This window comes from uncultured Oxalicibacterium sp. (assembly GCF_913776015.1).
In the GTDB taxonomy this organism is placed as follows: domain Bacteria; phylum Pseudomonadota; class Gammaproteobacteria; order Burkholderiales; family Burkholderiaceae_D; genus Oxalicibacterium.
The window spans coordinates 1-25,363 of sequence record NZ_CAJYMD010000070.1; the positions used below are offsets into that span (position 1 = coordinate 1).

General features: G+C 55.5%; 24 protein-coding genes. 8 read left to right on the forward strand and 16 right to left on the reverse strand.

Annotation, left to right across the window (positions count from 1 at the left end):
* From QZ725_RS12490 to QZ725_RS12520, 7 genes are all read right to left on the reverse strand, one after another.
* Window positions 1-401 (reverse strand): pilus assembly protein N-terminal domain-containing protein (locus QZ725_RS12490; protein ID WP_293780030.1); only part of this gene is annotated, 401 nt, incomplete at its 3' end.
* Window positions 402-446: 45 nt separating this feature from the next.
* A complete protein-coding gene (cpaB, locus tag QZ725_RS12495; protein WP_293780032.1) occupies window positions 447-1,391 on the reverse strand; it encodes a Flp pilus assembly protein CpaB in 945 nt (314 codons plus the stop codon).
* 22 nt (window positions 1,392-1,413) lie between these two features.
* Window positions 1,414-1,977 carry a TadE/TadG family type IV pilus assembly protein gene (locus QZ725_RS12500; protein WP_293780034.1) on the reverse strand — a complete coding sequence of 188 codons (564 nt, stop codon included), beginning with the start codon at window positions 1,975-1,977 and terminating at the stop codon, window positions 1,414-1,416.
* 27 nt (window positions 1,978-2,004) lie between these two features.
* Window positions 2,005-2,508, reverse strand: coding sequence for a prepilin peptidase (locus QZ725_RS12505; RefSeq protein ID WP_293780036.1), 504 nt, complete (start codon window positions 2,506-2,508; stop codon window positions 2,005-2,007).
* A gap of 3 nt (window positions 2,509-2,511) precedes the next feature.
* Window positions 2,512-2,709, reverse strand: a complete 198-nt coding sequence (locus QZ725_RS12510) for a Flp family type IVb pilin (protein WP_293780038.1) — start codon at window positions 2,707-2,709, stop codon at window positions 2,512-2,514.
* Window positions 2,710-2,824: 115 nt separating this feature from the next.
* The gene (locus tag QZ725_RS12515; RefSeq protein ID WP_293780040.1) at window positions 2,825-4,516 is read right to left on the reverse strand and encodes a POTRA domain-containing protein; all 1,692 of its coding nucleotides are present in this window, start codon (window positions 4,514-4,516) and stop codon (window positions 2,825-2,827) included.
* 168 nt (window positions 4,517-4,684) lie between these two features.
* Window positions 4,685-5,992, reverse strand: a complete 1,308-nt coding sequence (locus tag QZ725_RS12520; RefSeq protein WP_293780042.1) for a collagen-like triple helix repeat-containing protein — start codon at window positions 5,990-5,992, stop codon at window positions 4,685-4,687.
* Window positions 5,993-6,362: 370 nt separating this feature from the next.
* Here QZ725_RS12520 and QZ725_RS12525 point away from each other — a divergent pair, with 370 nt between their 5' ends.
* The 4 genes from QZ725_RS12525 to dacB all read left to right on the forward strand — a co-directional run bounded on the left by QZ725_RS12525 (window position 6,363) and on the right by dacB (window position 12,650).
* Entirely contained in the window at window positions 6,363-7,028 is a 666-nt protein-coding gene (locus QZ725_RS12525; protein ID WP_293780044.1) for a CoA pyrophosphatase, read from the forward strand.
* Between the two features lie 86 nt (window positions 7,029-7,114).
* Window positions 7,115-8,074, forward strand: coding sequence for a CobD/CbiB family protein (locus tag QZ725_RS12530; RefSeq protein ID WP_293780046.1), 960 nt, complete (start codon window positions 7,115-7,117; stop codon window positions 8,072-8,074).
* A gap of 198 nt (window positions 8,075-8,272) precedes the next feature.
* Window positions 8,273-11,140 carry an EAL domain-containing protein gene (locus tag QZ725_RS12535; protein WP_293780048.1) on the forward strand — a complete coding sequence of 956 codons (2,868 nt, stop codon included), beginning with the start codon at window positions 8,273-8,275 and terminating at the stop codon, window positions 11,138-11,140.
* Window positions 11,141-11,213: 73 nt separating this feature from the next.
* Window positions 11,214-12,650, forward strand: coding sequence for a D-alanyl-D-alanine carboxypeptidase/D-alanyl-D-alanine-endopeptidase (gene dacB / locus QZ725_RS12540; RefSeq protein ID WP_293780050.1), 1,437 nt, complete (start codon window positions 11,214-11,216; stop codon window positions 12,648-12,650).
* 263 nt (window positions 12,651-12,913) lie between these two features.
* On the opposite strand, the gene QZ725_RS12545 is transcribed toward dacB, so the two are convergent.
* Genes QZ725_RS12545 through QZ725_RS12555 form a run of 3 tightly spaced genes read right to left on the reverse strand, consistent with a single transcriptional unit; the run spans window position 12,914 to window position 14,868 of the window.
* A complete protein-coding gene (locus tag QZ725_RS12545; protein ID WP_293780052.1) occupies window positions 12,914-13,417 on the reverse strand; it encodes a TPM domain-containing protein in 504 nt (167 codons plus the stop codon).
* Window positions 13,418-13,425: 8 nt separating this feature from the next.
* Entirely contained in the window at window positions 13,426-14,256 is an 831-nt protein-coding gene (locus QZ725_RS12550; RefSeq protein ID WP_293780054.1) for a TPM domain-containing protein, read from the reverse strand.
* Window positions 14,257-14,274: 18 nt separating this feature from the next.
* Window positions 14,275-14,868 (reverse strand): LemA family protein, encoded by a 594-nt coding sequence (locus tag QZ725_RS12555; protein WP_293780056.1) that lies wholly within the window; start codon window positions 14,866-14,868, stop codon window positions 14,275-14,277.
* Between the two features lie 165 nt (window positions 14,869-15,033).
* On the opposite strand from QZ725_RS12555, the gene pyrF reads away from it, so the two are divergent.
* Window positions 15,034-15,867: an orotidine-5'-phosphate decarboxylase gene (pyrF, locus tag QZ725_RS12560; protein WP_293780058.1), complete on the forward strand. Its 834-nt coding sequence runs from the start codon at window positions 15,034-15,036 to the stop codon at window positions 15,865-15,867.
* 111 nt (window positions 15,868-15,978) lie between these two features.
* Here pyrF and QZ725_RS12565 read toward each other — a convergent pair whose 3' ends face one another.
* The 4 genes from QZ725_RS12565 to QZ725_RS12580 all read right to left on the reverse strand — a co-directional run bounded on the left by QZ725_RS12565 (window position 15,979) and on the right by QZ725_RS12580 (window position 19,431).
* Window positions 15,979-16,470, reverse strand: a complete 492-nt coding sequence (locus QZ725_RS12565; protein WP_293780060.1) for a CinA family protein — start codon at window positions 16,468-16,470, stop codon at window positions 15,979-15,981.
* Between the two features lie 90 nt (window positions 16,471-16,560).
* Window positions 16,561-17,082, reverse strand: coding sequence for a phosphatidylglycerophosphatase A (locus QZ725_RS12570; protein ID WP_293780062.1), 522 nt, complete (start codon window positions 17,080-17,082; stop codon window positions 16,561-16,563).
* Entirely contained in the window at window positions 17,079-18,044 is a 966-nt protein-coding gene (gene thiL / locus QZ725_RS12575; RefSeq protein ID WP_293780064.1) for a thiamine-phosphate kinase, read from the reverse strand. The genes QZ725_RS12570 and thiL overlap by 4 nt, the downstream gene beginning before the upstream one ends.
* Window positions 18,045-18,252: 208 nt before the next feature.
* Window positions 18,253-19,431, reverse strand: coding sequence for an FAD-dependent oxidoreductase (locus QZ725_RS12580; protein ID WP_293780066.1), 1,179 nt, complete (start codon window positions 19,429-19,431; stop codon window positions 18,253-18,255).
* 260 nt (window positions 19,432-19,691) lie between these two features.
* On the opposite strand from QZ725_RS12580, the gene QZ725_RS12585 reads away from it, so the two are divergent.
* Window positions 19,692-22,010, forward strand: coding sequence for an NADP-dependent malic enzyme (locus tag QZ725_RS12585; protein WP_293780068.1), 2,319 nt, complete (start codon window positions 19,692-19,694; stop codon window positions 22,008-22,010).
* A 54-nt stretch (window positions 22,011-22,064) separates the two neighbouring features.
* On the opposite strand, the gene QZ725_RS12590 is transcribed toward QZ725_RS12585, so the two are convergent.
* Both QZ725_RS12590 and QZ725_RS12595 read right to left on the reverse strand, forming a co-directional pair.
* Window positions 22,065-23,000: a 5'-nucleotidase gene (locus QZ725_RS12590; RefSeq protein WP_293780070.1), complete on the reverse strand. Its 936-nt coding sequence runs from the start codon at window positions 22,998-23,000 to the stop codon at window positions 22,065-22,067.
* Window positions 23,001-23,176: 176 nt separating this feature from the next.
* On the reverse strand, window positions 23,177-23,434 hold the full coding sequence (locus QZ725_RS12595) for a hypothetical protein (RefSeq protein WP_293780072.1): 258 nt from the start codon (window positions 23,432-23,434) through the stop codon (window positions 23,177-23,179).
* Between the two features lie 181 nt (window positions 23,435-23,615).
* On the opposite strand from QZ725_RS12595, the gene QZ725_RS12600 reads away from it, so the two are divergent.
* Window positions 23,616-24,074, forward strand: a complete 459-nt coding sequence (locus QZ725_RS12600; RefSeq protein WP_293780075.1) for an Rrf2 family transcriptional regulator — start codon at window positions 23,616-23,618, stop codon at window positions 24,072-24,074.
* 74 nt (window positions 24,075-24,148) lie between these two features.
* On the forward strand, window positions 24,149-25,342 hold the full coding sequence (gene hmpA, locus QZ725_RS12605; RefSeq protein ID WP_293780078.1) for an NO-inducible flavohemoprotein: 1,194 nt from the start codon (window positions 24,149-24,151) through the stop codon (window positions 25,340-25,342).
* The last annotated feature ends 21 nt before the right edge of the window (window positions 25,343-25,363 follow it).

The window sequence follows — 25,363 nt, forward strand, 5'->3', positions numbered from 1 at the left end:
GTCACTGCGTGAGAAACAACGGACGGTGATTCACCACGAATCAGTGTGCTGCCGTTACCTGTACGTATTTCTGCATCCGTAGCGGGTATCTGTCCAAGCAACTGACTTTGCACGCGTACTTGCCAAACGGTTTCGATGCGATTGCGAGACCAGGCCGATACAGTGGTTGTCCCGGGTTTTTTGCCGACTAGCAGAATCGAACCCGGCCGATTGCGATTGCCGGAGAGTACAACAACATCGGCAATATCGGGATCGGCCACGGCGATGCGTTCGAGATCGGCAGGAACAGGTAAGGTGCGCTGTTCCTTGACGTTGATGAGCAATTCGATTTCCTTGGCCATGACAGAAAGCGCGGGCACAAGAAGCAGGATCGCCAGTGTGATGGTTTGAATGTTTTTCATGAGATCGGGCGTTTTACTTGGTCGCAATCAAGCGTCGGATAAAAATCAGAAACGAACTTGTTCACGTTGTGCACCTTTGATGACTTCCAGCGTGCGCGGTGAATTGTTCGAGGGTGTAACGGCATGCGACGGCTTTGCGGGCGTAGTCTTTTTCGATTTGTCGCCCGCCCAGCTTGTTGTTTCCAGCCCGGCGAAGGCACGGTTATCCGGTGCAAGAAGGTGCTGTTTTTCTTCAGTGGATAATCCTGCGCGCGGCAACAAAGCGATACCCGAGTCCGGGAAGAGTGCATGGTTGGCAATGCCCGCATCACCGGGATGACGCAGGGCCAAGGCGAGCTTGCCGTGTTGTACCGCAAGCAGCAGGGAGTTCACTTCTTCGACGGGGGTTGCGAGAACGGCAGTGCGTGGCTGCGCAGAAGAGGATCCTTGCGGCTTACGCAAGGTCGTCGCATCGGTTGCATCGATCGTACCGATCACTTCAGTTCCATAGGCCAAGACACGCAGGCGTGATGCAATCAGGCGTGCATGTCCTTTCTCTATTGGCGTGCTGGGTTTCAACGTCACGAAAACATCGACAAAATCACCCGGATCGAGCTTGTGCCCCACACCGATAACTTCATCGACCGGCAGCGCGAGCGCGCGTTCGCCGTCGGCAAGTTGCAGCGCAATGCCTTGTACGAGATTGCCTTCTGTTAGTAGCTTTTCAGCAGGAATGTCGCTGGCTGCAATGCGTCCAGCGACATGGGAGATGGCGTGATAGGAACCCGGAACCGGCCGCGGCGAGTCGATCGTTTTCAAGTCCTTGCTATCAATGCGTTTGCCTTTTTCGATTGGTACCGCTGTGATGACCAACGTATGGAATGGTGCAGGTTCTGCCGCTGCAACCGGTGCCGGTTCGGGAGGGCGGCTGCCCATCCACCAGGCAATGCCGGCCAGTACCACTGCCAGAGCGATGAGAAAAGCTGCGAGGATTCGGGTGAGCTTGTTCATTCTTGTTGTTATCCGTTTCCGATCAGTTGAGTTGTATGACCGCCGTGCTGCTTAATGTTTGCGGAATCGCGAACCCCATTAGCGGGCCGAGCAGAACAGGAACGAGGGGGCGCTGCGCGTATGGGTAGCTGACGGTGACGCGATAGCATTGCGCACGGTCCGCAGGATTAGGGGCTGTGTCGTACACGCAAGGTTCAGGTTCTGGTTGGAAAGTCAGATTGACTGTACCCAGCCATGCAGCAACACTTTGAGGGCCAACAGCGGCTTGCCGCGCGTTATTTTCGCGAGCTTGTTCAATAGTGTTTTCAGATGAATTTTCTACGTGTCTTAGAGCGGCCCGCGCTCCTTCGGCCGCGGCCATCGTCAACGATTGCTGTGCCACAAAAATCATGCCGTAGCTGATGATGGCGTAAAAAATCAGGAAGAAAAGGGGAAATACCAATGCGAATTCGATGGCAGATGCACCTTTTTGATTTTTCTTTTTGATGGCGATCCGCAATAGGGGTGACGTCATCACTTCTCGCTGAGATAGAGAAGTGAACGTTACAAAAAAACCGCTTTTTTTGTTATGACATTTCGCGATCATGGCTTCTTGTCTCCAGCGAAACGTGCATCAAGCAATGGCAATCGCGATGGCCCCAATTGCCAGATAGGCTGCATAAGGAATGCCGCGTCTTCCTGCGCGTTTTTCCAAAATTTTCTCGTACAGCGAACTGCTGATTACAGCATTCCGAATACGCATCCAGGTAGCCGATGCCCTGGCCAAGGATGTGTTGGATAGATACCAAAGTAATGCATGCATGCCGGCGAGGACGCTGCCAATTAACCATAGGGGAACCAGATACGATGGCCCCATGATGAATCCTAGTGTGGCAAAAAACTTTACGTCGCCGGCACCCATTGCACGTAGTGCGTATAACGGTATTAATAAAGCAAAAGCGATCAGACCTCCTATAAAAGAGTCTTGAACAGTAATACTTCCAAAGCCTCTTCCATTCATAACAAACCAGGTCACATTTGCAATCAGAGCTGCAAGAAGAACTTGGTTCGGTACACGACGAAATAGCAGGTCTGATGAAATGATGAATCCGCAAAAAATTACTATCAGAAGAAGCACTGATTAATTCGTGCCTGTTCCGCCAGTAGATCCTGCATTTTTTAAGGCCGTTACAATTCGCCCGAATAAGTTATCTAGCTCAGTACGAACGTTGCCTAAAGAAGCAATGATTGCCACTGCAATAATTCCCGCAATCAGCCCATACTCGATTGCCGTTGCACCTTCTTCATCTTTTAAGAACTTGATGATTTGCGTTTTCATTTGCTTCTCCTATTTAAGAAATGCACTCCTGGTTTGTATGTCATGTCATTTCTATGAATGACTGTTCCTCATGCTTTTGCTGCTTGATACATGACATGCACGGAGCGCTGTGCCGTCATTCGAACTGGTATGCATACGAAAGATTGAAACGCGGTGAGCGCTTGTTTGCATTAATGGGAATGTCGCCGACAGGCTGTGCGACGGACAGGTCGAGTGAATAATGCTTTTTGTCCGAAAGCCGCACACCAAAACCCAGCGATGCCAAATCGCCGCCCGCAATATCAAAACCATTCAAGTAGGTGCGTGCGGTATCGCCCAGGACATACGGTTGCACTTGCTTGACATACTTCCCATCGCGTTCAAAGGCACGATTGAATTCGAGTGCAAGCCCCCAGCCTTTGTCGCCTGCGGTTTCGCCAGCAGGGTAGGCAAGACCGAAGTGGCGTGCGCCAAAACTGATCTGTTCGGACAGTGGCAGGATGTCGCCGCTGTATTGACCGCTGCCGCGGATGACAACGCCATAGCCGTTGGTAAATGTGTTGGATTGCGTGAAGCTACCGCGTAGCCGTAGAAAGTCGAGATCAACATTGCTGTTGAAACGGCTGGCACCGGCGCCATCGATGCCTTGGTAAATGCCAAGCGAGTACTGCGTGCTGCTCTTGGGTGTGACTTCGATGCTATTTATTTCAAGCGACACCGCACGGATGTCGGATTCGATTTCAACACCAGTTGGTACGGTTGGTACCGAACGTGTGTAACGTGCATTGTTGCGTGCCGCATAAACACCGCCGCTTAATGTGAGGTTGCGGCTGGCTGTCAGCACCAAGGGGTAGCTGAGGTTGATGCTGGCGCGTTCGGTGCGTGTTTGGTAGCGCGCTTCGAACTGGCGATCCACTAGGGCACGATTTTCCGGTTCTGCGCTGTAGCGCGAAAGGTTGACGTTCAACAGCATGCCTTGCCAGCGGATGGGCTGGGCGTAATTGACGGCGTAATACTCTTCTTTGGACGGTCCTTTGGGTACCAGTGTGCTGACAGTAAGCTGTTCGCCCAGCGGGCTGATGCCGTTGAGGCTCGCACTTAAGACACCACGCGGACTTGAGTGCGCCGTATCGAGTCCTAATGAAGCGTTGAATGGCTTGCGATTGACATCAAGGACCATTTCCGCCGCACCATCGGTGGTTGTTGGTGGCGTCACGGTCGCCTTGATACGCATGCCTGGTTGTAGGCCCAAGATACTGGTAATACGTTCGAATTGCGATTTGCTTAGCGGGCGATCGTTCGTCAACTGTTCTGCGATATGACGCAGGCGCTCTTCCGAGGCGCCAGGCGAACCTTCGATACGAACTTTCGCTACATAGCCTTCCACCACGCTGATGACAACGACGTTGTCCTTGAAACTTTGGTCGGGCACAAAAGCAAAAGAAAGGGGATAACCTTTTTCCTGATAAAGACGCGTGACGTTATTGGCTGCCTGCAGCAATTCGGCCACGGTAATTTCCCGATTCGTCAGTGGAACGAACTCGGCGGAGACTTGTTCAAAAGGGATGGATTTAACGCCTGCGATTTGAAATTTCGAAGGCTTGATTCGTGAAGCCAAAAGGCGCTGCAACGCTGCGTTTGGTGGCGGCGATTGAATGTCGACAGTGACGGGCTGGGCTGGTTGTGTATCAACCTTCGGTAGCGAGTCCAAGGGATTCCCCTGGCCAGGGCTACGTACTTCTGCCAATGCCTCGGGTAATAGCCCGACATGGCAAAGCGCGACAGAAATGCCGATAAGCGAAAATTTGTTTGCTTGCAATCGAATCATTCTTTTACTCTGGCAGGCGAACACGAATTGTTAAAAGAACGTGATAAATCATGCCTTTCGGAAAGGCGAGTGCACATACCATATTTATGGTATTTCTGATTTTCTTGAGGAAGTCTGCAAAAAAACAAGCGGGCTCCGCTATCAGAGCCCGCTTGTTGCTTTTGGGAATTAGCGATTCGTGGCGACTACGCCGCCCAGCAGATTGGTCACTGGGGATAGAAGGGATTGGTTGGTACCCGCGCCGCTACCCGTGGTGGGAACAACACCGCCGACGACTGTCTGTACGGTTACGACAACCGGCGTCAGGATGCTGCCCGTCTGATTGCCGGTCAGGCCGCCAACCAGATTTGTGACAGGGGCGGTTACATGACCGGTGCTACCGCCTGTCAAACCACCTACAAGTCCCGTGACCGGAGCCAGCAATTCTCCGTTACCGCCGCCATTCAGACCGCCAAGTACATCGGTAACAGGAGCGAGTACGCCGGCACCTTGATTGCCGGTGAGGCCGCTAACAAGCGACGTGACAGGTGCCAGCAATCCATCGTTGCTGCCGTTACCGATCGCGCCGATTTTTCCGCCAAGGATGCCAGTGATTGGGCTGAGCAACGAAGCAAGGCCTTGATTGGTGCCCACATCATTTTCAGGTTGCAACAGGATGCCAAGAATGGAGACGGTGTCACCGGTAGCCGTCACAACACCACCCAGATTGCTTACGACCGGTGTGTTGCTATCGGTAATGCCAATTCCCAGGCCAGCAACATTGCCGCCAATCGTTTCCAGCAGATTGTTCACGGGTCGGCCCAATCCTGTCGTGCCTCCGATCTGGTGAGTGAGCGATGTTACGGTACTGGTGAGCGGCACGATACTGCTGCTCAACGATTGGGTAATCTGCTCAATGGGAGTCGACTCGATCACTGATGGCAATTTGGTCGACAGGTCGACAACTGCACTGCCCACGTTGGAAACCAGGCTGCCAACCGGCGTTGTCACGGGTGCCAGCACGCTCAGCTGGTCCGTACCCAAATTCGACACGAGTGTACCCACGCTTTCTACGGTTACGCCTGTCTGAGCGATGACGTTATCGACGACATTAACGGTTGTACCAACAGGATTCTCGATTAATCCCATTTGACCCAGTCCATCGGCAATGCCATCGCCCAGCGTCGTGACGATACCGCCCGTGTTTTCTACAACGGTGGCGACATCGCCGCTGGTCTGCGCCGACACCAATGGCAAATTCATTTCGCCGAGCGTTGTGCCTGTGTCGGATATGGCTGTGCCGGTTGCGGAAATGACGTTCGCTTTGCGTTCGACGACCTGACCAGTTGGCGTGGCAAATGTGGTGACGGTGCCGCCGCCGTCATCGCCGCCGCCGCCGCTGGATACGCTGCCGGAGCCTCTGCCACTTGCGCAACCTACAAGAGCGGCAATACTAATCACGAGAATGCTGCGGGAATAGATGCTAGGGATGTTCATGTTTGTTCTCCTGATGACAACTTAAAAGGAAGGGCTATGTCCGTCTATGGCAAACGCTGTGCCAACGGACTTTGTTGTCTTGGAGAATTTTTTGTTGGAACTTTTTATTTATCTAAATCAACTACTTAGTGCGTAAATCCCACTTGAGGCTGCACTGCTGGATAAAGAAAAACTGCTGCCTTGCGTGTTACGTGTAACGTTACGTCCGAAACAAAATGTTTCGTTTCTTGTATCCTGAATGCCGGAGAATGTGACAATTTGGCTGTTCGTGCGTCAATGCAATATGCTTTCATACTGATGCATGCCTTCAACTTATTCATGTTTCCTTTATCCAATACCGACCAAAGCCTTTGCTCGCGAAAGAATTATCTTGGCTAGACTGCATTTCGATCCGGAATTGTTGCCTGTTGATTCGCTAGGTGGAGAAGAGCCCGTATCGGCCGACCGTCTGGCGGTCGAATTTCTGCGCAATCGCTTTTTGCATCCGCCGCAGTGGTCGCCTGAAATCACGGTCGAGCGGTTGGTTCGTCCGATGAGCGGTCCCTTGACCGAAGCTGCGGTGCTGGTGCCGATCGTGTTGCGCGAGACAGGGCCGACATTGATGCTGACCTTACGAACCGCACACTTGAACGATCATGCCGGCCAAATCAGTTTTCCCGGCGGGCGCATGGAGTCCTTCGATGGTTCGCCGATTGATACGGCGTTACGAGAAACCGAAGAAGAGGTGGGACTGGACCGCAGCCATATTGATGTGCTGGGGACATTGCCCGAATATCATACCGGCACCGGTTTTCGCGTGACTCCTGTGGTTGGCATTGTGCAGCCGCCTTTTGAACTGCGTCCGGAACCATTTGAAGTGGCGGAAGTATTTGAAGTGCCATTGGCCTACTTGATGGACGGTACGCATCACGAGCGTCGTACGGCCGAATTTCAAACGGGACGTCGAACCTTTTATGTCATGCCCTACGAGCGCTTCTTCATTTGGGGAGCCACGGCAGGCATGTTGCGCAACCTGTTTCACTTGCTGCGTGCCTGATCGCTAATGAGTCGATGAGCCAAGTTGATTTGATTCCACTCTTGGCGTGCGCTATCTTATGGCCTGACCGATAAACAGGGCATCCAATGACTTTCTTTTCCATTCTTTTTGCACTGCTGATCGAACAGTTGAAACCGCTGCGTGCGGACAATCCGGTCTATGCCGGTGCGCGGTCACTGGCAGCCCACATCGAACGCTCTTTCAATGCCGGGCAGGCGCAGCACGGTCGCATTGCCTGGTTGCTCATGATTGCCGCATTCGCGGTACCAGTAGCCTTGCTTTATTGGGTGGCCATCAAGCTCGGTATCCTGGCCGTGCTGTTGCTTAATGTGCTGGTGGTCTACCTGACGCTGGGTTTTCGCCATTACAGCCATTTTTTCACTTCGATTCAACTGGCGCTGAACAATGGCGATGAAGCGACTGCGCGTACCTTGCTGGCCGAATGGACACGTCGCGATACGGCTGGCATGGAAGCCAACGAAGTGGCGCGTATCGCGGTGGAAACCGCGCTCGTCACCACGCATCGCAATGTTTTTGGTGTCTTTTTCTGGATGCTGACGCCGCTCGGGCCGATTGGTGCCGTCATCTATCGTATTGCTGAATATCTGGCGCGCATTTGGAATGAGCCGGGTGTCAGTGCCGAGCGTGAAGAGTTCGGTCGTTTTGCTGCCAGAGCGTTTTACTGGATTGACTGGATTCCGGTGCGTCTGACGGCAACGGCTTTCGCCATCGTAGGCAACTTCGAGGATGCCGTTTATGCCTGGCGCAATTTTGCCGCACGCTGGCAGGACGAGGCGATCGGCATCATTCTGTCTTCCGGTGGTGGTGCTATGGGTATCCGTCTTGGCGCACCGGCAGAGAATGTAGCGGAGGTGATTCCTCCTGATGCGGCGACAGCCGATTCGCTCAATATCGAACCCGAAGCCTTAGTAGGTGAAGAGGCATCGGCAAGAGCATTGCAGAGCACAGTCGGGCTTGTCTGGCGCGCCTTGCTGCTGTGGATGGCATTGGTATTGTTGTTGTCGATTGCTAAATGGCTGGGCTGAGTCGTCGGCTCTCTCCGCCGTGTCTTGCTTCGTGCAGCATTGTTGTTTTTGATGTTTACCGAAGACGCGGTAAGCATCATTTACTTATCAAAAGACAGCAAATAAGTTACCCTACGGCAATAATTTTTTCTTGCTTGTCCACGACTACGGTTTCTCCTACCACGCTTTCCATTGCGGAAACGGCTCTAACACCCACTGATGCGACGTAGTCATTCACCTCTGTCGATCGCAGCCTTGCTGACCCTGATAATCGGTTTGCTGATCAGTGCCATTCTGTTTGCCGCGTTGCGCAGACTGGAACATGACACGGTCGAGCTGGAGTTCCAGCAGCGTGCGAAAGTGCGTGTGGCCGCAATTCAGGATGGCTTCGAAGGCTCACTGGATGTGCTGAAAGATATCAATCAGCTTTTCGTGACATTTGGCGACGTTAGTCGCGAGCAGTTCAAGATCTTTTCTGCCCCCCTGCTGCAGCGGCATCCTTATATTCAGGCCCTGAATTACCATCGCATCCTTTCAGATGCCGAGCGTGAGTCGTATGAAGATGAAATGCGCAAACAGTATCCGGATTTTGCGATTCGTGATCGCAAGGGTGATGGCTTGGAGACTTCGTCGCGACGACCGGAATATCGTGTTGTTGATTATGTGGAGCCTATGGTGGGCAATGAGCAGGCGCTGGGTTTCGATGCAGGAAACTCCTCTTTTCAATCTGCGGCCATGCAACGCGCCATCGATACTGGCAAGCCGTCTGCCACGACGTTGCTGCCGTTGGTACAAAAATCCGGTTCTGAACGAGGCTTTATTGTCTTAATGCCTATCTACCGACCAGGTGCGGCATTGCCCAACGTGGCCTCGCGTCGCGCTGCCGTGATTGGCGACACTGCTGCCGTGTTCTCCGCTAGCGATCTGATCCTGAAATCTCTGCTGGCAGACAACTATCTGATCGCGTCCGATCATCAGGAAGACATCAACATCAGTGTGTATGCTTCCGCCAACATTGATTCACAACATCTCGTGTTCGGCAACGGCCTGCTGTCCAACGAGGCGCCGTCCTTGCCGGTCTTGCCGAAATGGTTGATTTACGATCAACCGGAGCCTTATGTCCGCGCATTCGATGTCGCAGGCGAAACGTGGAGCGTCGTGGTATCGACCCCGGCAACGTCGTTCACCGACAGGAATAGCGATGCATTTTGGGCGTTATTGACGGGCATCTTGTTCTCCTTGTGCGCAGCGTTCTACATGCAGACTATCGTCACGCGTTCGCGCCGCATTCAGACGCTGGTTGAAGAGCGCACCATGCAACTGCGTTCGGTAAATCAGGATTTGGTTGCCGATATCGCCGCACGTCGTCATGCCGAGCAGGAGCTGCAACTGCGCGAACGTGCCATTGAAGCCAGCGCGAATGCCATCATCATCACGAGTGCGGTGGCGCCTAAATATGGCATCGAATATGTCAATCCGGCCTTCGAGCGCATAACGGGGTATTCGGCAGCGGAAGTCCTTGGACGTAACATCGGGTTCCTGTGGCGCAAGGATGATGAGCAACCCGGTATCGAGGAGCTGCGTGCCTGCGCGCAAGAACAACGTGAAGGGCATGCTGTGATGCGCAACTATCGCAAGGACGGCTCGCTGCTGTGGAGCGATATGTATGTTGCGCCAGTTCGCGATGATTTCGACCAGATTAGTCATTTCGTGATCGCGCATTACGACATCACCGCGACCAAACGTTACGAATCTGAACTCGAATTCCAGACCAACCGAGATGCGTTGACCGGTCTTGCCAATCGCACCTTGTTGCGCGATCGTCTGGGGCAGGCCATTTCCTATGCCAATCGTTACAACCATCCGATCTGGGTATTGTTCATCGATCTGGATCGCTTCAAGTTCGTCAACGACACCCTGGGCCATCAAGCCGGTGATGCCTTGCTGAAGGCTGTCGCGACGCGCATGTGCGACGCCCTGCGCGATACCGATACCATCTCGCGCATGGGCGGGGATGAATTCGTTGTTGTGCTGCCTGAACGCATGGATTCCGGCTTGTCCACCAGCATCGTGCAGCGCATTATGGAAGCGATTGCGCAGCCGCTGACCATCGAGGGGCATGAGTTTTTCATCAGCAGCAGTATCGGTGTCGCGGTGTATCCGGCGGATGGCGATACCCCTGAAACGCTGATTAAGCATGCCGATATCGCGATGTACCGCGCGAAGGAAATCGGTCGCAACAATTTCCAGTTCTATACCTCCGAAATGAACGAGCGCGCGCTCGAACGTTTGCGTCTCGAAGGTGATCTGCGTCTGGCCATCGAGCGTAACGAATTCCTGCTTTACTATCAGCCGCAGGTTGATTTGTGTACCGGCCGCATCATCGGGGTGGAAGCGCTGATTCGCTGGCAGCATCCGGAACTAGGCATGGTGCCACCAGGCCGCTTCATCAGCCTGGCCGAGGAAATGGGGCTGATTGTGCCGATTGGCAATTGGGTTATTCGTGAAGCCTGCCGTCAGAGCAAGGCATGGTTGGAAGCAGGCTTGTCGGAAGTGCGCACCGCGGTCAATCTATCGGCTCGTCAGTTTACCCAGCATGATCTCGTTCAATCGATTCGCGATGCCATGCAGGCGGTTGACTTACCACCAACCTGCCTCGAAATCGAACTCACGGAAAGTCTGGTCATGGCCGATGTGGAGCACGCAATCGGCATCCTGCGCGACATGAAGGCCTTGGGCGTACAGCTTTCCATTGATGACTTCGGTACCGGCTATTCCAGTCTTAGCTACCTCAAGCGCTTCCCTATCGATGTCCTCAAGATCGATCGTTCCTTCGTCAATGACATTACTACCGATCCTGACGACGCCGCGATCGTTACCTCCATCATTTCGTTGGCGCACAGCTTGCGTCTGCAGGTGATTGCGGAAGGAGTTGAAACGGCCGAACAACTGGCTTATCTGCACCAGAACGGCTGCGACCAAATGCAGGGCTACTTCTTCAGTCCGCCTGTCACGGCCCAGGAGATGACGCGCATGCTGCGCGACGGACACGGACTGACGCTCGATAGCGGTACGCTAACTTCCTGATCATTAACAGCGGGAGCGCTGAACGCTTGCCGCTGCCATGCCATAATCGCATCTGACTTCAACGCCGGATGCCATGCCAAATTACCGACTCTCTTCCCTCGTTTTTTCCTGCTCTCTCTTTTCCGGTCTGCTTTGCTTGATTCCGGCTGCGGCGCATGCTGCGCAACCCCTACCACCGGTGGTTGCCGAAGCCTTATCACGTAGTGCCATTCCCCTGCAATCGGTGGGGGCCTACGTGCAGGAAGTATCCAGCCCCAAACCTACTGTGGCATGGAACGCAGAGGCCGGTTTCAATCCGGCTTCGACAATGAAGCTCGTGACGACCGACGCTGCGCTCGAAATGCTTGGCCCGGCCTTTGTTTGGAAAACCCGTGCCTACCTGCGTGGAACCTTGTCCGATGGTGTGCTGCAAGGCGATCTGATCATTCGCGGCGAGGGAGATCCCAAACTGGTGACAGAACGTTTCTGGCAGTTCCTGCGACAGATTCGTGCTGCCGGCGTGCGCGAGATTCGCGGCAATCTGATTCTCGATCGCAGCCAATTCGCGACGACGGCTTACGATGCGGGCGCATTCGATGGTTCGCCGCTGAAGCCTTACAACGTGGGTCCTGATGCCTTGCTGCTCAACTACAACGTCGTCACCATGCGCTTCATGCCGGATGCGGTACGCGGTGTGGCGACGGTGCAGTTCGATCCGCCTGTCGCATGGACACAGACACGCATGCCCAATCTGACGAATGGTGCCTGTGGCGATTGGCAGGGCAACCTACAACCGCAATTCCAGCCGGATGGCGTCCGTTTTAGTGGTGGTTATCCGGCTTCGTGCGGCGAAAAAATCTGGTACATCCATCCTTACCGTCTGAATCCCAACGATTACTTTGGTCAGGTTTTTCGCCAATTGTGGCGTGATGTCGGCGGCAGCTTCAGCGGTAATGTCGTGGACGGTACCACGCCGCCCGATGCGCGCCAGATCGTGGAATGGCAATCGCCATCTTTGCCGGAAATCGTGCGTGATATCAACAAGTTCAGCAACAACGTCATGGCGCGCCATTTGTTGCTGACAATCGCTGCACAGCACGGCAATGTGCCGGCGACACCGCAGTTCGGCGTCAATCTGGTGCGGGCGTGGCTGAACCGCAAAGGCATCGATACCGACAAGCTGGTCATCGAAAACGGTTCGGGGCTTTCACGTACCGAGCAGATCACGCCGGAAGAAATGGGCCGCATGCTGGTGGCAGCGTACCAATCACCGGTGATGGCCGAGTTCATCGCCTCCATGCCGATCGTGGGACTGGATGGCACCATGCGTCGTCGTCTGGTTAATGACGACGTGGCAGGGCGTGCGCATATCAAGACCGGTTCGCTCGATGGTGTGCGTTCTGTGGCTGGCTATGTGCAAGCCATCTCAGGCCGTCGCTATGCAGTCGTTTGCATCATCAACGATAGTCGTGCCGAGGCAGGGCGGGCTGCGCAGGATGCCTTCCTGCAGTGGGTCTATGAAAACGGTTGAGCAAGCAGCAAGCCTGATTGATCGAACGCTTTCTCATGAAAAACGCGATGTGCGCATGCAGCGACACATCGCGTTTTGTTTTGGCAGAGCATTTGTAGCGCAATCTGGAACGCGTCAATGCTCGATTCAGACTGGCTGGTACACACGGCAATTGCTTTGCAGGCTTGTCAGATGCGCTGCTAGCAAGTCTGTCTCACGGGCAGTCAGCACATGATACGGCTGCCTCGGTCCTTATATTCGACTCTGAATGAGTGCACAGACCTTCAAAGAATGATGGGTGCGTCGGAGAGTTGGTTGCGCGGCGTGTAGCCGAGGGCATGGCGTTCGGGGAAGTGTCGGGCCAGCACATTGTTCAGATGCCGAATGCCTGCCAGCACGCCATCGTGATATTCCCCGTTTGCGAAAGCCTGCGTCATGTGGTGGCAGGCAGCCTGCCACTCCTGCGTCGGCATGCAGCAGGCAATGCCGCGATCGACCACGATTTCCACCTGATGATCGGCCAGGTTGATGTACAGCAGAATGCCGCAGTTTTCTTCGGTATCCCAAATTCGGTAGTGACTGAACAGTTCATGCGCGCGGTCGCGTGCACTGCGGCGTTCCAGAATGTCGTTCAAGGGAAGGGCGGGTTCGATGATCACGCGCAGTTCGGCTCGGTGCGTACGTTCGCCTTCCGTAATGGCTGACTTGATCGCTTGCAGTGTGGCACAAGGAAACGCCTTGCGGCCGGAAGCCTGTGTGCTGAAAAGGTGACGGAAAAGACGTTTCATGTTCGTCCTCACCAATTTCCCGAGGCGCCGCCGCCATCGAAGCCGCCACCGCCACCCGAGAAACCGCCTCCGCCGGAAAATCCCCCCCCACCATCAAAGCTGCCGCCAAAACCGCCAGAATGACGATTGGCAATGGTGCTGCCAAGGATCACGCCAGCTGCCTGGCCCCAGTCATCGCTGCGATGCGTGCGCAGGCGCGGGCCGCCACCACCGCGATGCCGCATGAAAATCACAATGATGAAGAAGCCGAAAACGACAAAGGGAAGCAGGGTGTCAAACCAGCCGGAACTTGCGGCCGCCGCGGCTTGCCCGCCACGCTGGTTTTGCGGTGGGGTGAAGGTTTCCTGATCGAGCAGGCCGGTGATGGCCGTCACGCCGGCAGCGAGACCGCCGTAGAAATCGTTTTGCCGGAAGTGCGGTGCAATCACATCCTGCAACACGCGTTTGGATTGCGCATCGGTCAGCACGCCCTGTACGCCACGCCCGGTTTCGATACGCAGGCGGCCTGCTGCGTTCGAATTGCCTTTGGCGACGAGCAGCAGCACGCCGTCATCAACACCCTTGCGCCCTAGCTTCCACGCATCTGTCACGCGGATGCTGTATTGCTCGATGGTTTCCGGCTCAGTCGAATGCACGAGCAAAATCGCGATCTGGTTACCGGTGCGCTGCTCGTATTCGGCCAGCACGTTTTCCAGCGCGTTGCGCTGGCCGATATTGAGCATGCCGATCTGATCGGTCACGCGCGCTTCTAATGGCGGCACGGCGAGAAACTGCTGCGCCCAAGCAGGAAGGCACAGGCACAGCAGCAGACCGGTCAGCAGGGAACGCAGGTGTTTCATGGCGAGTAAGGGTTTTGCTTACTTACCGAACTCGACCTTCGGCGGAGCCGAAATCGCTTTTTCGTTTTCTACCGTGAACGATGGCTTGACCGGATAACCGAATACCTTGGCCGTCAGATTGGTCGGGAAGCTGCGTGCCAGCACGTTGTAATCCTGCACTGCAGCGATGTAGCGTTGGCGTGCCACGGTGATGCGGTTTTCCGTACCTTCGAGCTGCGATTGCAGATCGCGGAAACTGGTGTCGGCTTTGAGTTGCGGATAGTTTTCCGAAATTGCCATCAGGCGCGACAGGGCCGAAGACAGTTCACCCTGCAATTGCTGGAATTTCGCCAGACTCTGCGGATCGTTCAGCACTTCCGGCGTGATCTGGAAGCTGGTGGCAGCCGCACGGGCCTTGGTCACGGCCTCCAGCGTTTCGCGCTCGTGCGAGGCATAACCCTTGACGGTGTTGACCAGATTCGGAATCAGGTCGGCACGGCGCTGGTACTGGTTCACGACTTCGCCCCAGGCCGCCTTGGTAGCTTCGTCCTTGGCCTGGAAGTCGTTATAGCCGCAGGCGCTGAGCATGCTGGCGAAAAGTGCGATGGCGAGCCATTTGGTGAGTTTTTGCATTTTTGTTTTTCCTTCGGCAAGAATTCGTTCGATCCGGCAGTCTGCCATATGACATCGGCATACCGGATTTCGATCCATCATAGCGCAGCGCCGCTTTTCGTGGCGGGCAAGCAGGTGCCCATTGGGTACAATACCGGACATCCAAATCCGAACGTTGCCAATAGCATGTCCCAGACCTTCATCGAAAAACTTTCTGCCGTTTCCGCCGCTAGCAATTCGCAATTGTGCGTTGGGCTGGACCCCGATCCTGCCAAATTCCCGCAGCATCTGCACAGCAAGCCGGATGCAATCGTGCAGTTCTGCAAGGCCATCATCGATGCCACGGCAGCCACTGCCTGCGCCTTCAAGCCGCAGATTGCCTACTTTGCGGCCCTGCGTGCGGAAGAACAGCTCGAAGAAATCTGCAATTACCTGCGCGCTAATTATCCGGCGATCCCGATCGTGCTCGATGCCAAGCGTGGCGATATCGGCGCGACGGCCGAACAGTACGCACGCGAAGCCTACGAGCGTTACGGTGCCGATGCCGTGACGGTAAATCCCTACATGGGCTTCGATTCGGTCGAGCCTTATCTGGAATGGAAAGATCGCGGCGTCATCATCCTGTGTCGTACCTCGAACGCGGGCGGTTCCGATCTGCAGTTCCTGAATGTGGACGGCAAACCGCTTTATCAGCATGTAGCGAAGATGGTTGCCGAAAAGTGGAACAGGAACGGCCAGTGCGGACTGGTGGTTGGGGCGACTTTTCCGAATGAACTGGCGCAGGTACGCGCCATCGTCGGCGACATGCCGCTGTTGATTCCCGGCATTGGCGCGCAGGGTGGCGATATCAAGGCGACGGTCGAAGCGGGCCGCACGGTTGCAGGCGGCGGCATGATGATCAATTCGTCACGCGCGATTCTGTATGCAAAGCCGGATGCCGAAAAAGGCGAGGATTTCGCGCAGGCGGCGCGGCGCGTGGCGCAGGAAACGCGCGATGCGATCAATCAGTATCGCAACTGATAGCGCTGTGACCTCGCAGGATAGGGCAGCTAAGTGCTGCTGAATTTGTCAGATCAGCGGATGGGCAACTGAAATCAAAAGCGGCGGCATCGACAAGATGGCCGCCGTTTTTCATGGGCGCTGCTGTTGCAGCAAGGTCAGCAGGGTTTGTAACGCGTGGATCACGCTTTGTTCGCGCACGGCTTGGCGGTCGCCGGCAAATTCCATGCGCTGGGTCTGTACCTGATCGCCAATCGCCCAGCCGAAATAGACGGTGCCGACGGGTTTGCCCGGCACGGCTCCATCGGGGCCGGCAATGCCGGTGGTGGAAATGGCGACTGATGCCTGGCTGTTGGCGATGGCGCCCAGACACATTGCCGCTGCGGTTTGATCGCTGACCGCGCCATGTTGCGCAAGTGTTTGTTCCGGCACTTGAAGCAGGCGCATCTTGGCCTCGTTGGAATAGGTGACAAAACCGCAGTCGAACCATGCGGAAGAGCCGGCAATCTCGGTAATCGCTTGTGCCACACCGCCGCCGGTACACGATTCGGCCGTCGCCAGCATCCATGCACGTTGCTGCAATGCCTCGCCGACTTCGGCTGCAAGTTTCACGATGACAGACATCACGTACTCCTGTGTTGAAACGACTGCGGTATCAGCCATGCATGCGTTCAAAGTTTGCATCCTGCATAGGAAAGGGAGGCGTCTTGATGATCAGATGCGCACCCAGACTGCGATCACCAGCAGGGTCAGGAAGGCAGCAACGATGTCATCGATCATGACGCCGAAACCACCCTTGAAGCGCCGTTCGATCTGTCTGATCGGTGGCGGCTTGAGCATGTCGAAAAAACGGAAGATCACGAATGCTGCCAACTGCATCACCGTGCTGGCCGGCATGACGAACAGCATGACCAGCCAGATCGCGATGATCTCGTCCCATACCATGCTGCCATGATCGGCAACGCCCAGATTTTTGCCCGTGACATTGCAAGCCCAGACGCCGACGAAAAAGCCGATTATGATCAGCGCGAGCCACGTCAGCGGCGTGAAGATTTCCGGCCAGCGCCATGTCAGCACATTGAACGACAGCCAGCCGAACAGCGAGCCGAAGGTGCCCGGCATGATGCGCGGCAAGCCACTGCCGAAGCCCATCGCCAGCAAATGTGCCGGATGGGCGCGCATGAAAACGGAGGTGGGGTGAATCGAGCGTTTATCTGACGACGGAGAAGCGGTCATGGTGCTGCGAAGTGATCGAAGGAAGAAGCGTGCAAGGTCAGTGGTGCCTCGTTGGCATCCGTCAGTCGCAGGCCCGGAGAGGCATCGATGCGGCCGATGCGCGTGACAGGTGTGCCAGCCGCCATTGCGGCACCGAGCACGGCTTCGCGGCGGGATGCCGGTGCAGTAAAGCAGAGTTCGTAGTCGTCGCCGCCGGACAGCGTGAAGTGGCGACGCCGATCGGTATCCTGCTTTTCCAGCATGGGACCGGCTGGCAGGGCATCGACATTCAGCGTTGCACCGACATTGGATGCCTTGAGAATGTGGCCAAGATCGCCGACCAGACCGTCCGACAAGTCGAGTGCAGCATGGGCAATGCCGCGCAGTGCCAGACCGAGCGCAATGCGCGGTTGCGGCATATGCAGGCGCGGTGCGGCACAAGCCAATGTGTAGTCGTCCAGCGTGTAGTCGCCATATAGCGCACCTAATGCCAGACGTGCATCGCCCAACGTGCCGGAAACCCAGATATCGTCGCCTTCCATTGCTGCCGTGCGCTGCAAGGCCTCGCCAATCGGTACGCGGCCGAAGACGGTGATGCAAATATTGAGCGGCCCTTTGGTTGTGTCGCCACCGATCAGTTCGCAACCTTGCGCATCGGCCAAGGCAAACATGCCGGCGGAAAATTGTTCGAGCCAATGTTCATCCACGCCGGGCAGCGAAAATGCCAGTGTGAAAGCGACCGGCTCTGCACCCATTGCGGCCAGATCGGACAAATTCACGGCCAGCGATTTGTGACCGAGCATGCACGGGTCGGCGCCAGCAAAGAAATGACGCCCTTCGACCAGAATATCGGTCGAGACGGCGGTCTGCATGCCGTTATGTTGCGTCAGCAGCGCGCAATCGTCGCCGATCCCAAGTGCAGCGTGCTGGCGATGGGATGGGCGTTTGAAATAGCGGGCGATGAGATCGAATTCGGAAAGCATGGCGTGATTGTACAGAAGCACGCCATGCTTTTACCGGTGGCGGATTACCTTTCGCTTGCCGGTAGAGGTGCACCCGGACTCAACAATGCCGCGATGATGCACTGACATGGATGCAAAATACTCGACAGTAGGGGACCGTATCTCCCATGCTGCCCGCCGATTTCAGTAATCTTCGGCAATGACAGATAAATGGGAGAGTGACGTTGGATCAAGCCGCTTCTTTTTTCTTGCCGAGTTCGCCGAGCAGCGTCTGGCGAATGGCATTGTCATGTGGCGACGTGCCAAAGCCCGTCAGCACGCCTTCGGCATCGTGGAAGCGACAGACGGTGCGATTGTCCACGTTTTCCATCGTCCACTGGCCGTTGGCAAGCGTGTGCGGTGCCGGTGCGATCAGGGCCAGTGGGTAGCTTGGCGTCTTGATCAGGACGGGCGAGGGTTTGATATCGATGCCGGTTGGTGCGCCATTGAGCGTGGCGGCAATCGCACGGCCAGCTGTCATGATCGGTGCGATGTAAGGCAGGGTGTGGCCGCTGCCATCCGCAAACGTGTATTCGGCGCAATCGCCAAGCGCATAGACATCGGCCGCACTGGTTTGCCCCTGCGTATCGACGACGATGCCGCGCTTGGTCGTGAGTCCAGCCAGTTGTGCCAGTTGTAGGTCGGGGCGCAAGCCGACGGCAGAAAGCACGACATCGGCTTCGATGGCGCTGCCGTTTGCCAGATGAACCTGCAAACCGTTCTGTCCTTGCGTGACTTTCTGCGCGCTGGTGCCAAGATGGAAGGCGACGCCGAGTTTTTCCAGCGCCGCTTTCAATCCCTCGGAAAGTGCTGGTGCGGCCAGCGCCGCCAGCGGACGATCGTTGGGATCGATCACTGACACGGCATGGCCGGCACCAGCCAGATCGTCGGCAAATTCGCAGCCGATCAGACCAGCCCCGATGATGGCGATGCGTACCGATGGCGATGCGGCTGTTTGTTTACGGAAGGCTTCATAGTCATCGATATTGTTGACCGACAGTACGCGCTCGGCAGCATCGCCTTCCAGCGCCAGGCGGATCGGTTTGGCGCCGACAGCCAGCACGAGCTTGTCATAGCTGATGGGGCCAGTTGACGTGTCGATGGTCTTGGCGGCGGTGTCGATGGCCGTGACGCTCGTGCCGGTCTTGATCTCGGCATTGAGTTGGGTTGCCATTTGCTCAGCACTTTGCATGATCAGTTGGGCCGCGTCCTTTTTCTGTGCAAAGGCATTCGACAGCATCGGCTTAGAATATGAGCCACCACTGTCGGATGTGATCAGCATTAGTGGTGTTTCCTTGTTCAGGCGGCGAAATTCGCGCGCGACGGTATAGCCGGCCATGCCGGTGCCAATGATGACGATGGGGTTCATGCGGGATTCTCCGGGTGTGCCGTATGGCACGCAGTAGATGATGAAGAGCGAAAAGAACGAATTTGGGCAGCATTCTAATGCAGAGAGTGTAGCAAAGCCTTCTTTTAATATGCATATTATATGCATCTAATTTAACGTAATCTTGTCAGGCAGGCGCAAGCATGGCGTGGAAAGATGGCCGCTGGCAAAAACAGGGGCTTACCCTGCTAGAATCAAATTGCCTCATCTCTCATAACTACAAAGACAGGAAAGGTTGTGCAATGGAGTCGGACCTGGAAAAGAAAGAAGAGCTGCGCCAGAAATTGAGACAAGCGGCGCTCGAGTACCATGAATTCCCCAAGCCGGGAAAGATCGCGGTGATGCCGACCAAGCAGGTCACCAATCAGCATGATCTTGCGCTGGCTTATACGCCGGGCGTGGCGGCAGCGTGTGAAGAAATCGCGATCAATCCTGCAGATTCCTACCGCTATACGGGGCGCGGCAATCTGGTTGCTGTCATCACCAACGGCACTGCTGTGCTGGGGCTGGGCAACATCGGCCCGCAAGCCGCCAAGCCGGTGATGGAAGGCAAGGCCGTACTATTCAAGAAATTCGCCGGTATCGACGTGTTCGATATCGAGATCGACGAAACCGATCCTGACAAGTTGTGCGACATCATTGCCGCGCTGGAGCCGACGTTTGGCGGCATCAATCTTGAAGATATCAAGGCACCGGAATGTTTTGCGATTGAGCGCAATCTGCGCGAACGCATGAAGATTCCGGTGTTTCATGACGATCAGCATGGCACCGCCATCATCGTTGCTGCAGCCATTCTCAATGGCTTGAAAGTGGTCGGCAAGGATGTAGCAACGGCGAAGTTGGTGACTTCCGGTGCTGGTGCAGCTGCGCTGGCTTGTCTGGAATTGCTGGTCGATATCGGATTCCGCCGCGAGAACATCATCGTCACCGATCTGGGTGGCGTGGTGTATGAAGGCCGTGTCGAACTGATGGATCCCGACAAGGCGAAGTTCGCCCAGAAAACCAATGCGCGCACGCTGGGCGAAGTCATCGGCGGTGCTGACATTTTCCTCGGACTTTCGGCGGGTGGCGTACTCAAGCCGGCGATGGTCGCGGCGATGGCAGCGAAACCGGTCATCTTGGCACTGGCCAATCCAACACCGGAAATCCTGCCGGACGAAGTACGTGCCGTGCGTTCGGACGCCGTGATTGCGACTGGTCGTTCGGATTTTCCGAATCAGGTCAACAATGCGCTTTGCTTCCCCTATATCTTCCGCGGCGCGCTCGATTGCGGTGCCACCACCATTACGCGTGAAATGGAAATCGCGGCGGTGCATGCGATCGCCGGTCTGGCGCAGGAAGAACAGTCGGACATCGTTGCCACCACCTATGGCATCACCAACCTGAGTTTCGGTCCGGATTACATCATCCCGATGCCATTTGATCCGCGCCTGATGATCCGTATTGCAATGGCGGTTGCCAAGTCGGCCGAAGAATGTGGTGTCGCGGCACGCCCGATCAAGGATATGGAAGCGTATCAGGATCGTCTGCAGGAATTCGTCTATCGCAGCGGCACGTTCATGAAGCCGATCTTCCAGATCGCGAAGGCAGCGCCTGCCGAACGCAAGCGCATCGTCTTTGCCGAAGGCGAAGAAGAGCGTGTGCTGCGTGCCGTGCAGGTTGTGGTCGACGAGCGCCTTGCCAAGCCGATCCTGATCGGTCGCCCGGCAGTGCTGGCGCAACGTATTGAACGTTACGGTTTGCGTATCAAGCCCGATGTCGATTTTGCCGTTATCAATCCCGAGTACGACACGCGTTATCGCGATTTCTGGGAAACCTATCTCGACATGACGCGCCGCAAGGGTGTCAGCGAGCAATATGCGCGTCTGGAAATGCGTCGCCGTCATACGCTGATCGGTGCAATGGCAATCCACAAGGGCGACGCCGATGGCATGGTGTGCGGTACGTTCGGCACCAACAACCTGCATTTGCATTACATCGAGCAGGTGCTTGGAAAACGGCCGGGCACCAAGGTCTATGGTGCGATGAACTGCCTGATTCTGCCGGATCGACAGTTGTTCCTGGTCGATACGCACGTCAATGAAAATCCGACTGCCGAGCAACTGGCAGAGATTACATTGCTGGCTGCCCAAGAAATGCGTCGCTTTGGTCTGACACCGCGTGCAGCCTTGCTGTCGCATTCCAATTTCGGTTCGTTCAATTCTGAGTCGGCACGCAAGATGCGTGATGTGCTGGCTCTCGTGCGAGAACAGTCGCCCGATCTGGAAGTCGATGGCGAGATGCACGGCGATATCGCCATGAATTACGCCGAGTTGAAAAAGGTCATGCCCGATACGCCGCTCAAGGGCGATGCCAATCTGCTGATCCTGCCGAACATCGATTCGGCCAACATTGCCTATAACCTGTTGAAGACAACGGTCAGCAACAACGTGGCGATTGGCCCGATTTTGCTCGGTTGCAAGAGCCCTGTGCACATCCTGACGCCATCGGCGACGGTAAGGCGCATCGTCAACATGACGGCGCTTTGCGTGGCGGAGGCAATGGGAACCGAGGGCGCTTGAAAATAGGATTGACGCAAGTTGTGAAAAAAAAGCCGCTGGGAACAGCGGCTTTTTTCATGGTGTCGGCAGATCCTTGATGGTCTTGATCTCGCCGCGTAGCGGTACGCGGCCGGTTTGCACCAGTGTCGAAGCGCGATCGCAATGGCCGGGCTGATCGTCGAAGAACATATGCGGTTTGAAGGCGGCCAGCACATCGGATTTGGCGACGCCGCCCATGAAAAAGGTTTCGTCGATCAAAATGTTCCATGCGCGCAAGGTACGAATCACACGCTCGTGCGCTGGCGATGAGCGTGCAGTGACGAGCGCGGTGCGAATCGGCGGCTTCTGCACGCCAGCCTGACGGAAGTTGTGCTGGATGAAGGAGATGGCCTTCAGCAAACGTGCGAATGGACCTTCCGGCAAGGGTTTGAGGGCATTCTCGCGTTCATGATTCTCGAATGCCTCGATGCCCTGCGTTTGATAGATGCGCTCGGATTCGTCCGAAAAGATCACTGCATCACCGTCGAATGCAATGCGAATCTGGTCCAACTCCTCGAAGGCGCTACTGGGTTTCTGGTAGAGCAGGGCGGCCGCCGTGCCCGAGTCGATGGCCGCCTGCACATCGTCTTCATGCAGCGAAAGGAAGAGGCTGACGTTAAAGGCGCGAAGATAGGGTGTCAGCGAAGCGCCACCCGACAGGACGGCGCGCGTGATGTCGAGGTCATAATGCTTGATGGAGTTGAAGATGCGCAGCGAGGTTTCCGTGGAGTTGCGCGACATGACAACCACTTCGACCAGGCGCTGATCCGGTGCAAGCGCATTCAGCTTGAGCAGCGCACGCACCAAGGCGAAGCCTCCGCCGGCTTTCAGAATGGCATTTTCGTGCTCGATCTGATGTTTGCGGTAAGCTTCCAGTCCTTGCGTGCGAAAGATTGTCTCTTCCGCTTCAAGATCGAACAGGGCGCGCGAAGAAATGCCCACGACGAGCAGGCGGTCAAGTGAAACGGGCATGGATAGGCGCTATCAGAACGGAATGGTGCAATTATAGACAGTCCTTGCACCACCCGTTTGTGTCTTGCCTCGGCAGAAAACGGCAGGAGCGAAGAGAATCCTGCGTTTTGATGCATTTTGCTGGCAGAATTCTTGCTAGATGAAAGTCGATTGCGTTTGCTCACAAGCGGCAGCAATCATTTTTGCGGTTCTTCGTCGTCGCGATAAAACGATGTGCGCAGCGGGCGGTCGCGCTGCAGTTTCTTGAGCCCGGCTTTGGTACCGAGGTAGGCGCCAGCGAGGCAGTAAAGTAGAGACATCCAGCCCAGATAGTAAAGACCGACGAAAGGCAGCCCGATCACCAGAATGGTGGCGAACAGATCGCGGCGGTTAATGGTGATCAGGTAATGCGAAATGGCATAGACGATGAACAGTCCGATCAGGCCGAGCAGCATGGTGGTCTCCTTGGGTTGGACAGGATTGTCCTTTTTTATGCATGGATAATAGCCCGGAAACTGCGCAAAATGGGAAAACGGTGATAGCGACATCGTTGTTAGGCTGCGATGGCGGGTAATCTAATATATTGCATTTAATATGCATATTAAATAAAATTGTGATGCGAAAAAGGACGGGCCAATGAGACTGACCAGATTTTCGGATATCGGCTTGCGTGTGCTGATGTATCTGGCAAAGGATACGCGCACCTCTCCGGTTACAGTGGCTGAAGTGGCGCAGCAGTTCGATGTGCCGCACAACCATCTGGTCAAAGTCGTCGGTACGTTGGCCAAAATGGGCTGGATCGATGCCATGCGCGGCCGTAATGGCGGTATCAGGCTTGCCGCTGATCCGGCAGTCTTGGGTGTCGGCAGTATCTTGCGCGTACTGGAAGGCGACGATGAAGTGATCGACTGTGCCGGTATCGGTTGTCGTTTGTCTGGCGATTGCCGCGTGCGGCATGTATTGCGCGAAGGGGTTGAAGCCTTTTATAAGGCGCTAGATGCTTACACGCTGGCAGAAGTGGTATCTGGCAATACCGGTGAGCAGATCGTGCGCATGCACAAGCGATTCCTGGCTGAGAAACTGGAAGCCGCTTAAAAAGGGAAAAGCCCGCAAGGGCTTTTTTGTTAATTTAAATGTTGCATAAAAAATGCATTAATTGAGGAGTCATCATGTTGTCAGCAGCATCCCGTCCGTATATTGACGCCAGCGTTCCTGTTTTGCGTGAGCATGGCTTGATCATCACCAAGACTTTTTATCGCAACATGTTGTCGGCGCACCCTGAACTGAAAAATCTTTTCAATTCCGGTAATCAGGCCAACGGTTCGCAGCAGCAGTCGCTGGCCTCGGCCGTATTCGCCTATGCGGCCAACATCGACAATGCAGCCGCGCTGGCCCCGGTGGTTACGCGTATCGTGCACAAGCATGCCTCACTTGGCATCAAGGCCGAGCATTACCCAATCGTCGGTCACCATTTGCTGGGGGCCATCAAGGAAGTGCTCGGCGATGCTGCCACGCCTGAATTGTTGGCAGCATGGGCGGAAGCATATGGTTTGCTGGCCGATGCATTGATCGATGCAGAGAAAAAACTTTATGAGAGCGTGGGGATCAAGCCGGGTGAGCTGTTTGATATGCGGGTCGCAGAGATCATCGAGGAAAGCGAGCAGGTCAAATCCTTCATCCTGAAATCGGCGGACGGTACTGCGCTGCCGACGTTTCAGCCAGGCCAGTATGTGAGTGTACGTGTGTTGCTGCCGAGTGGCTTGCAGCAATTGCGTCAGTACAGCTTGTCCGATGCGCCGGGCAAGGATTATTTGCGCATCTCGGTCAAGCGTGAGGTTGCCGGAAAAGAGACGCCGGCCGGCACCATCTCCAACTGGTTGCATGACAATGTCGAGGTCGGTTGCACGCTGTCGATCAGCAAACCGTTTGGTGAGTTCGCCCCCGATGTAGATTCCAACGAGCCTATCGTGTTGTTGTCTGCGGGCGTGGGCATTACGCCGATGATTGCGACGTTGAACCATATCGCGGCACGCCAGCCCGAACGTCATGTGATCTTCGCTCATGCAGCCGGTGAAGCCGCACATCACGCGCATCGCGCCGATGTAGAGAAGGCAAAGCAGCGCATGCCAAATCTGCAGAGTGTGGTGTTTTATGAAAACGTAAAAGCAGATGATCAAGCGTGGCAGGGCCGCATGCAGATCAACGGATTGCCGAAGTGGAATAGGGAGGTGACGAATGTTTATCTATGTGGTCCGTTACCATTCATGCAGGAACAACGGGCTGCATTGCTGACTGCGGGTGTTCCTTCACAAAAAATACATCGTGAGGTATTTGGTCCCGATATGTTGGACCATCTTCTGTAGGCGTCCGTGTCATCTTCGTTG